Genomic DNA, 9022 nt, shown 5'->3' on the forward strand with positions numbered 1-9022 from the left:
GCCGAGCAGCTCGCGGGGCGACGGGGACGACGCGCCAGCCGAGGACGTTCAGGCCCTCTTCGACGGCCATCGTCTCGATGCGTGAGACGGCGTCGGCCGCCTCGCGGGCCTCGGACGGCAGGAAGGCGATACCGACGGCGTAGGCGCCGGCCTCGGGGAGCTCGAAGGCGGCTTCCTCGCGCAGAAACGCGTCCGGGACCTGGAGCAGGATGCCGGCGCCGTCGCCGGAGTCGGGCTCGGAGCCCGTGGCACCGCGGTGCTCCAGGTTCGTCAGGACGGTGAGCGCCTGCTCGACCAACGTGTGGCTGGCCTCGCCGGTGAGGGTGGCCACAAAGCCGACGCCGCAGGCGTCGTGCTCATTGCGAGGGTCGTACATCCCCTGCTGGGCGGGGCGCCCGTCCATGGGCGACCAGGCGGCGCGAGCGCTGCCGGTGGTCGCGGAGTGCGTGGACGCGGAACGCATCGGCTCTCCCAACGTCGTCGTGGCATAGGCATTGCCGAGGGACGACGTTGGCCCTCCGCGAAATTTCGTGCAGGTTACAGGATGGCCCGCTTCTCGAAAAGCGGATAGTGCCTTCCAACATACGGACACCGCGCACTGCGGTGGATCAAGGACACGGGCGGACACTCCGCCATCCCGTAATGCGGCGTCCGGCGAGCGACATTGCCCGCGACGCCTGGGCCTTATGCCCGGTCGTCAACAAACCGAAACCGCTGGGTAACGCGTTAATTGTGCGAGGCCCCGCGCCGCGCGTCACCCTACGACGGTTCCGAACAACGTTCCCAGGATGTACGTCACACCCGCGGCCGCGCCACCCAGGGCCAATTGGCGCAATCCGCTGAACCACCACGTACGCGCCGTCACCCGCGCCACCACCGCACCGCAGCCGAAGAGCCCGAGCAGCGCGAGCGCCACCGCCGGCCACAGGGCCGAAGCTCCCAGGAGATAAGGAAGTACGGGCAAAAGCGCGCCCAAAGCAAACGATCCGAAGGAAGAAATGGCGGCAACAGCGGGAGAAGGAAGGTCGGACGGGTCTATTCCCAATTCTTCGCGAGCGTGAATTTCCAGCGCCTGCTCGGGGTCCTTCGAGAGCTGTTCGGCGACCTCCCGGGCGAGCGCCGGCTCGACGCCCCGCGACTCGTAGAGGGCGGCCAGCTCCGCCAGCTCGTCCTTCGGGTGCTTGCGCAGCTCGGCCCGCTCGACGTCCAGCTCGGCCAGCACCAGCTCACGCTGCGAGGCGACCGAGGTGTACTCCCCGGCGGCCATCGAGAAGGCACCGGCGGCCAGGCCCGCCAGGCCGGTGATGACGATCGTCTGCTGCGACAGGGAGCCGCCGGCGACACCGGTCATCAGGGCGAGGTTCGAGACCAGGCCGTCCATCGCACCGAAGACGGCGGGGCGCAGCCAGCCGCCGTTGACGTCACGGTGGGTGTGATTGTCACGGTGCGCCACATGCGTCGGCGCCGCGCTGTCCATGATCTCCATGACGGACATATCCGGGGTCCTCCCCCTTCCACGAGGTGTGGGCCGATGGCGGCGCTTCCCCCTGCAACGCCTCGACGCTATGCGCGATGCACCCTCCGCCGCTAGCAAGGAAGGCCGAACTTACCGCCCTGAACTGCGGGTTTACCGAAAACAGAATGCTGACGTCCCGTCAGGCGCCGCGTCGACCGGGTGACCTCGCCGCGCAGCGCAGGAAAGGCGGCCCGCCGCGTGGGACGGATACACCCCGACCCGCAGACGAAAGGGCCCGCCATGAGCGCACCGGATCTCCCGCCCCCGCCGGCCGCCGTGCCCGGTGCGCCGGGTGACCGGGCCCTCGGGGCGATGCTCGGGCTCGCGGTCGGCGATGCGCTCGGCGCGCCCGCGGAGAACATGAAGCCCTCGCAGATCCGCCGCCGCTGGGGCCGTATCGAGGGCTATGTCGAGGACGACCCGGCCGGCACCGATGACACCGAGTACGCGATCTTCTCCGGGCTGCTGCTGGCCGCGCACGGCTCGGCGCTGACCGTCGCCCATGTCGAGGCCGCCTGGCACCAGTGGATCGCCGACCGCGACGAGGGGCCGTTCCGCGGCGCGGGCTTCAGCGAGCGCGGCACCCTGGAGAACCTGCGCCGCGGTCTCGCCGCCCCGATCTCGGCGCAGCACCGGCACGCCTGGAGCGACGGCCTGGCGATGCGCGCCGCGCCGTTCGGGGTGTTCGCCGCCGGGCGCCCCACCGAGGCCGCCCGCCTGGTGGCCATCGACGGGACGGTCAGCCACGACGGCGAGGGGATCTACGGCGGCCGGGCGGTGGCCGCCGGGGTCGCCACCGCCATGGTCGGCGTCCCCCCGGGGCCTTCGACAAGCTCCGGTCCAGGGGGGACCCCCATCACCGACGCGGTGATCGCGGCCGCGCTCTCCGTCGTCCCCGAGGACTCCTGGACCGCCCGCTCACTGCGCCGCGCGGTCGGCGCGGCCCAGCGCTGCCGGCACGACCCGGGCATGACCCAGCTCGGGACGGAGCGCGCGGTGCGCTCCGCGGTCGTCGTCGGCGGCTACCCCTGGACGGACCTGGCGCCCGAGGCCGTCGGGCTGGCCTTCGGGGCCTTCGCGGCGGCCGGCGGCGATTTCACCCGCTCGGTCCTGACCGCGGTGAACATGGGCCGCGACGCCGACACCACGGCGGCGGTGGCGGGCGCGCTGGCGGGAGCTCTGGGCGGCGCCGCCGCGATCCCGGAGCACTGGACGGCCGCCATCGGCCCGGCCCGCGGCAGCTGCCTGCCCTCGATGGCCGGCTACCACGTACGGGACATCGCGGAGCTGCTGGCACCTGCGGGTGTGCCGGCCGGGGCGGCCGTATGACCGCGGCCCGGGACCGTATCGAGGGCCTGCTGCTCGGGCTGGCCTCCGGGGACGCCGCCGGATGGCCCGCGGCCCGGCACCGGGCGGCACGGATGCCCGAGTGGACCCGGCGGCTGACCCGCGAGCTGGACACCTTCGCCGAGCAGAACGCCACCACCACGCTGCCCGTCCCCATCGCCCTCAACCAGCCGCCCGAGCCCCTGCGGCTCGGCCCCTCGGACGACGCCGAGTGGGCGGCCTTCACCGCCGAGGCGGTGCTGACCGCCGCCGGTGACCGGCTCAGCGACCCGGGCCAGGACGACCGGCTGCGGGCCGCCCTCGACCTGGCCTGGAACGCGCTGGCCGGGGAGATCGCCGCGGCCGCCGACCGGGCGCCCGAGGTGGAGTCCGCGGTGCTGCCGCTGCGCGCCCGGATCTCCGTACGGGCCGGGCTCGGCAACCTGGCCGCCGGGCTGCGGCCGCCCGCCACCGGGCACGACAACCCGCACTACTTCGACGACGCGGCCTGTGTACGGGCCGTTGTGCTGGCCGTGGTCCATCCCGGTGAGCCGGCCGCGGCGGCCGGGCTCGCCGAGTACGACGCGCGCTACACCCAGGACGGCGACGGGGTGCACGGCGCCCGCGCGATGGCCGCGGCGGTCGCGGCGGCGCTCGGCGGGGCGCCGGTGGACCACTGCGTGGCCGCGGCCCTCGGCCAGCTCCCCGAGGGCACCGAGATCCGCCGTAACGCCCTGCATGCGGTCGAGCTCGCCCGCGCCGCGGCCACCGACCGGCCCGGTACCGCGTTTGCGCTGGTCCCCGTCCTGGAGCACGAGATCGTCGACCACGTCTACAGCTACGGCATCGCCGCGGCCGAGACCGTTCCCGTGGCGCTCGCCCTCGCCATCGCGGGCGGCGGCCGGGTCGCCGAGGCGGTGCCGGCCGCCGCCTGCCTCTCCCGCGTCGCCGACTCCGCGCCGGCCCTCGCCGGCGCGCTGACCGGTGCGCTCGGCGGCGCCCGCGCCCTGCCGCGCACCTGGCGCGACGCCTGCCGGGTGCTGTCGGGCTGCGCCCTGCCGCGCCTGGCCGGCACCGATCTCGTCGAGCTGGCCGGGCGGCTGGCCGGTACGGAACCGGCCACCCGCCGGGCCGCCCGCCGCGACGCCCTCCCGCCCCCGCCCCACTCCCCCGCCGCCCCCACCCTGAAAGGACTCACCCGCACATGACGCACACGATGCAGACCGCCCCGGAACCGGCCCCGGCCCAGGACCCGGCCACCGGGAACGCCGCCCTGGAGGACCGGGCGGCCGGCTGCCTGGTCGGCGCCGCCGTCGGCGATGCCCTCGGCGGGCCCGTCGAGGGCTGGACGCCGGAGCAGATCACGGCCCGGCACGGCGGCCGGGTCACAGGCATCGTCGGCCCGTTCCACGAGGACTGGCGCACCGCACGCCCCATCGCGCCGTTCCACAAGGGCGACGGCCATGTGACCGACGACACCCTCATGACCCATGCGCTGGTACGGGTCTACGAGAAGGTCCGCGACCACCTCGACGCCTTCGACATCGCCGACCACCTCGTACCGGACCTCATCGGCACCCCGCGCTGGATCCCCGAGCTGGAGGACGAGGCGCTGCCGCTGCACCGCATCTTCCTCGCCGAGAAGTGGATCGTGGCGCGGCTGCACTACGGGCACATCGACCCGCGCGAGGCGGGCGTCGGCAACATCGTCAACTGCGGTGCGGCGATGTACATGGCGCCGGTCGGCATCGTCAACGCCGGCCATCCGGACCGGGCGTACGCCGAGGCGCTGGACCTCTCCGGCGCCCATCAGTCCTCCTACGGACGGGAGGCGGCAGGCGTCTTCGCCGCCGCCGTGGCCGCCGCGTTCGTGCCGGACGCCACCGTGGGCTCCGTCATCGGCCATGCGCTGCGGCTCGCCAAGGACGGCACCCGCGCCGCGATCGAGGCGGTCTGCGAGGCCGCCGCGCTCTACACCGGCTTCGAGTCCGCGCTGGCGCCGCTGCGCGCGGCCGTCGCCCCCTTCGACACCGTGGGCCCCGACTACCGCAACCCGTCACTGGGCGCCCGCCGCCCCTCCCGGCTGCACTCCATCGAGGAACTCCCCATCGCGCTGGGCCTGTTGCTCGCCTGTGGCGGCGACTTCCGCGGCACGGTCCTCGGGTCGGTGAACTACGGCCGCGACTGCGACTCCATCGCCACGATGAGCGGCGCGATCTCGGGCGCACTGCACGGCGCCGCGGCCGTGCCGGCGGAGTGGAGTACGGAGGTCGCCCGCGCCAGCCGCCTCGATCTGCACGCCCCGGCGGCGGCCCTGGCGGCCGTCGCCCGCGAGGTCTTCGCCCGCGACCGGGCCCGCCGCCGCGCCCATGAGCAGGCCTTCGCCACCCTCACCGGCGTCGCGGAGGGATGACCGTGGCCACGACGGCCCCGCCGTCGCTCCGGGTGACCTGGGTGCAGCCGGAGGACCTGGTCGGGCACGAGCTGCGGCAGGCGGCAGAGGACGGACGGGAGGCGGCCGGGATCGCCCGGCGGTGGCGGGCGGCGGGCGGCGCACCGCCGCCCGACCGGGCCGGGGCGTCCGCCGCGCCCTCGGACCCGTCGCTGCGCCCGCTCGCCGAGCGGCTGCTGGAGGAACTCGGCCTGCTGCCCTGCCCGTCGGACGAGGCAGAGCCGACGGGGCTGGCGGCGATCCGGGCACTGCAACAGCCCCTGCACCGAGCCGGGCTGACGGCACATCAGGCACCCGGCCCAGAAGACCTCGCCCTCCGCCTGGAAGCCGCCTGGCTCGGGCGGGCGGCCGGCTGCCTGCTCGGCAAGCCCGTCGAGAAGCTGCCGCTGGCCGGCATCCGGGCGCTCGCCCGCGCGACCGGGAACTGGCCACTGACCTCGTACTTCACCGAAGTCGGACTCGATCCGGCGGTGGCCGCCCGCTATCCGTGGAACCGCCGCAGCAGCTCCACCTCGCTCGCCGAGAACATCGACGGGATGCCCGAGGACGACGACCTCAACTACCCGCTGCTCGGGCTGCTGCTGCTCGAACGCCACGGCCACGGCTTCACCACCTGCGATGTGGCGCGGCTGTGGCTGGACGAACTGCCGGCGGGCCGTACCTTCACCGCCGAGCGCATCGCGTACCGCAACCTCCTGGACGGCATCGAGCCGCCGGGCACCGCGCGGTACCGCAATCCGTTCCGGGAGTGGATCGGGGCACAGATCCGCGCGGACGTGCACGGCTGGACGCATCCGGGCGACCCGGCGGCCGCGGCGGAGGGGGCCTGGCGGGACGCCACGCTCAGCCATACCGCGAACGGGGTGTACGCGGCGATGTTCGTGGCCGCCGCCATGGCGGAGGCGGCGGGCGGCGGCGCGGACGTGCACGGTGCGCTGCGGGCCGGGCTCGCGGTGATCCCCGGACGGTCCCGGCTCGCGCAGGCCGTCCGCTTCGGGATCGCGGCGGCGCGCGACGAGCCCACCGGCACCGCGGACGGTTTCCCGGCCGTCGTCGACCGGCTGCACCGCACCTACGGCCACCACCACTGGGTGCACGCCGTGCCCAACGCCGCCCTGCTGGCCGCCGCGCTCACCCACGCCGACGGGGACTTCAGCGGTGCCATCTGCCGTGCGGTGTCGGGGGGCTGGGACACCGACTCCAACGGCGCGACCGCCGGCTCGCTGACCGGCCTGCTCGCGGGCCGCCCCGCCGCCCTCCCCCGCCGCTGGATCGCACCGCTGCGGGGCCGGCTCGCCACCAGCGTTGGGGGTACCTCCCTGCTCATGGGGGTCCCCCCGGTCGAGCGGAGCCGCGAGTGGGGGAGAAGCCGAGAGCTTGGGGGAGGCCTGGACGGCATCGGCTTCGACACCCTCGCCGCGCGCACCGCCGCACTGGCCGTACCGGCCGCGCGAGCCACGCAGGCCACGCAGGCCACGTATGCCCATCCCGACCGACCGGAGGCGCCCGCGCCATGACCGACCCCTCCCTGACCACCCTGTACGAGTACCCGCTGCCCGGGCCCGCCCCGGCGGGCCCCCTCGCCGGGCTCCGCGTCCTCGACCTCGCCACGCTCTTCGCCGGGCCGCTCGCCGCCACCATGCTCGGGGACTTCGGCGCCGAGGTGATCAAGGTCGAGCATCCGCGGCGGCCCGACCCCGCACGCGGACACGGGCCCGCCAAGGACGGCGTGGGCCTGTGGTGGAAGCTGCTGGGCCGCAACAAGAAGACGATGACCCTCGACCTGTCCACACCGGGCGGCCGCGACGTCCTGCTGCGCCTCGCCGCCGATACGGACGTCATCATCGAGAACTTCCGCCCCGGCACCCTGGAGAAATGGGGCCTGGGCTGGCCCGAACTCGCCGCCGCAAACCCGCGCCTGGTGCTCGCCCGCGTCACCGGCTTCGGGCAGTTCGGCCCGTACGCCCGGCGCCCCGGATTCGGCACCCTCGCCGAGGCGATGAGCGGGTTCGCCGCGCTCACCGGGGAGCCGGACGGCCCGCCGACGCTGGCGCCGTTCGGCCTCGCCGACTCCGTCGCCGCCCTCACCACCGCATACGCCGTGATGGCCGCGCTGCGCGGCCGGGATGCCACCGGCCGGGGCCAGGTCGTCGACATGGCGATCATCGAGCCGATGCTGACCGTGCTCGGCCCGCACCCCATCTGGTACGACCAGCTCGGCTACGTCCAGCCCCGTACCGGCAACCGCTCCACCAACAACGCGCCCCGCAACATTTATTGCACCGCCGACGGCTGCTGGGTGGCGGTCTCCACCTCGGCCCAGTCCATCGCGGAGCGGGTGATGCGGCTGGTGGGCCGGCCGGAGCTGATCGACGAGCCCTGGTTCACCACCGGCGAGGGGCGCGCCCGGCACGCCGACGAGCTGGACGCGGCGGTCGGCGGCTGGATCGCCCGGCACGGCCGGGACGAGGTCCTCGCCGCCTTCGAACGGGCCGAGGCGGCCATCGCGCCGGTCCATGACATCCGCGATGTGCTGGCGGACCCGCAGTACCGGGCCCTGGAATCGATCACCGAGGTCCCGGACGACGAGCTCGGCACCGTACGGATGCAGAACGTTCTCTTCCGGCTCTCCGAGACACCCGGCGCCATCCACTGGGCGGGCCGCCCGCACGGCGCGGACACCGACGAGGTGCTGGCCGAACTCGGAATGACCGGCCCCGAGATCGCCGGACTGCGGGAGGCGGGCGCGCTGTGACCCCTCCGGAGCCCACGGTCTCCCCTCCCCTGACCTGGCTGTACGTCCCCGGCGACCGGCCGGACACGGTCGCCAAGGCGCTCGGCTGCGGGGCGGATGTGATCGTGGTCGACCTGGAGGACGCGGTCGCCGGCGACCGCAAGGACCGTGCGCTGCGCGCCACCGCCGAGCTCCTGACCGACCCGGCGCCGGGCCCCGCCCCCGTTCATGTGCGCGTCAATGCGCTGGACGGCCCGCTCGCCGAGACCGAAATCCGCACCCTGGCCGGACTGCCGGGCCTGGCCGGGCTGCGGCTGCCCAAGGTCCAGGGCACGGCCGACGTCCTTCGCGCCGCCGCCTGGGCCTCGGCCGGTGGCCCGCCGGACCTGTACGCCCTGCTCGAATCGGCGCTCGGCATCGAGCACGCCTTCGCCATCGCCACCGCACACCCGGCGCTGTGCGGCCTCGCGCTCGGCGAGGCCGATCTGCGCGCGGAACTGGGGGTGCGGGACGAGGCGGGGCTGGCCTGGCCGCGCAGTCGGGCGGTGGTCGCGGCCCGCGCGGCCGGCCTGGCGCCGCCCGCGCAGTCGGTCCACCCGGACGTACGCGACACCGACGGGCTGGCCCGCTCCTGCGCGCACGGCCGCGACCTGGGGTTCTGGGGCCGGGCGGCGATCCATCCCCGTCAGCTCCCGGTCATCGAGGCGGCCTACCTTCCCTCGGCCGAGGAGATCGAGGCGGCGGAGGAGGTCGTCGGGGCCGCGGCGGCGGAGGAGGGGGCGCTGGCCCTGCCGGACGGGCGGTTCGTGGACGCGGCGGTGGTGGCGGGCGCGCAGCGGGTACTGGCACTGGCCGTGCGCCGCCGTTAGCACCGTAGGGCGTGGTGCACCGGGGCAGGAGCCGTTGCCGGTTGCGGTGAGTAGGTGCAGCCGCTGAGCCCCCGTTCCCCGCATGCAAAAGCGCCGGGCGGACCCGGAACGTACGACACGTTCCG

General features: G+C 74.9%; 8 protein-coding genes. 6 read left to right on the forward strand and 2 right to left on the reverse strand.

Features of this window, described 5'->3' with window-relative positions; all coding sequences use genetic code 11:
- Positions 1 to 463, reverse strand: a 463-nt coding sequence (locus AB0D04_RS41325) for a hypothetical protein (RefSeq protein WP_362712563.1), incomplete at its 3' end; no start/stop codon positions are given.
- A gap of 291 nt (positions 464 to 754) precedes the next feature.
- Positions 755 to 1486, reverse strand: coding sequence for a VIT1/CCC1 transporter family protein (locus AB0D04_RS41330; RefSeq protein WP_362712569.1), 732 nt, complete (start codon positions 1484 to 1486; stop codon positions 755 to 757).
- Positions 1487 to 1756: 270 nt separating this feature from the next.
- Between AB0D04_RS41330 and AB0D04_RS41335 the strand changes: the two genes are divergently transcribed.
- Genes AB0D04_RS41335 through AB0D04_RS41360 form a run of 6 tightly spaced genes read left to right on the forward strand, consistent with a single transcriptional unit; the run spans position 1757 to position 8897 of the window.
- Complete coding sequence (locus tag AB0D04_RS41335) at positions 1757 to 2845, forward strand: ADP-ribosylglycohydrolase family protein (protein ID WP_362712564.1); 1089 nt, start codon at positions 1757 to 1759, stop codon at positions 2843 to 2845.
- The gene (locus tag AB0D04_RS41340) at positions 2842 to 4050 is read left to right on the forward strand and encodes an ADP-ribosylglycohydrolase family protein (RefSeq protein ID WP_362712565.1); all 1209 of its coding nucleotides are present in this window, start codon (positions 2842 to 2844) and stop codon (positions 4048 to 4050) included. The genes AB0D04_RS41335 and AB0D04_RS41340 overlap by 4 nt, the downstream gene beginning before the upstream one ends.
- Before the next feature lie 8 nt (positions 4051 to 4058).
- Positions 4059 to 5255, forward strand: coding sequence for an ADP-ribosylglycohydrolase family protein (locus tag AB0D04_RS41345; RefSeq protein WP_362712570.1), 1197 nt, complete (start codon positions 4059 to 4061; stop codon positions 5253 to 5255).
- A 2-nt stretch (positions 5256 to 5257) separates the two neighbouring features.
- Entirely contained in the window at positions 5258 to 6811 is a 1554-nt protein-coding gene (locus AB0D04_RS41350; protein ID WP_362712566.1) for an ADP-ribosylglycohydrolase family protein, read from the forward strand.
- Positions 6808 to 8049, forward strand: coding sequence for a CoA transferase (locus AB0D04_RS41355; RefSeq protein ID WP_362712567.1), 1242 nt, complete (start codon positions 6808 to 6810; stop codon positions 8047 to 8049). The genes AB0D04_RS41350 and AB0D04_RS41355 overlap by 4 nt, the downstream gene beginning before the upstream one ends.
- Positions 8046 to 8897, forward strand: coding sequence for a CoA ester lyase (locus AB0D04_RS41360; RefSeq protein WP_362712568.1), 852 nt, complete (start codon positions 8046 to 8048; stop codon positions 8895 to 8897). The genes AB0D04_RS41355 and AB0D04_RS41360 overlap by 4 nt, the downstream gene beginning before the upstream one ends.
- Positions 8898 to 9022 lie beyond the last annotated feature (125 nt).

Origin of the sequence: Streptomyces sp. NPDC048483, from assembly GCF_040651455.1 — a bacterium.
In the GTDB taxonomy this organism is placed as follows: Bacteria; Actinomycetota; Actinomycetes; order Streptomycetales; family Streptomycetaceae; genus Streptomyces.

Bases quoted from the DNA above. Each gene is read 5' to 3' on its own strand.
- AB0D04_RS41330 (WP_362712569.1), bottom strand. From the start codon at position 1,486: ATGGAGATCATGGACAGCGCGGCGCCGACGCATGTGGCGCACCGTGAC.
- AB0D04_RS41335 (WP_362712564.1), top strand. From the start codon at position 1,757: ATGAGCGCACCGGATCTCCCGCCCCCGCCGGCCGCCGTGCCCGGTGCG.
- AB0D04_RS41340 (WP_362712565.1), top strand. From the start codon at position 2,842: ATGACCGCGGCCCGGGACCGTATCGAGGGCCTGCTGCTCGGGCTGGCC.
- AB0D04_RS41345 (WP_362712570.1), top strand. From the start codon at position 4,059: ATGCAGACCGCCCCGGAACCGGCCCCGGCCCAGGACCCGGCCACCGGG.
- AB0D04_RS41355 (WP_362712567.1), top strand. From the start codon at position 6,808: ATGACCGACCCCTCCCTGACCACCCTGTACGAGTACCCGCTGCCCGGG.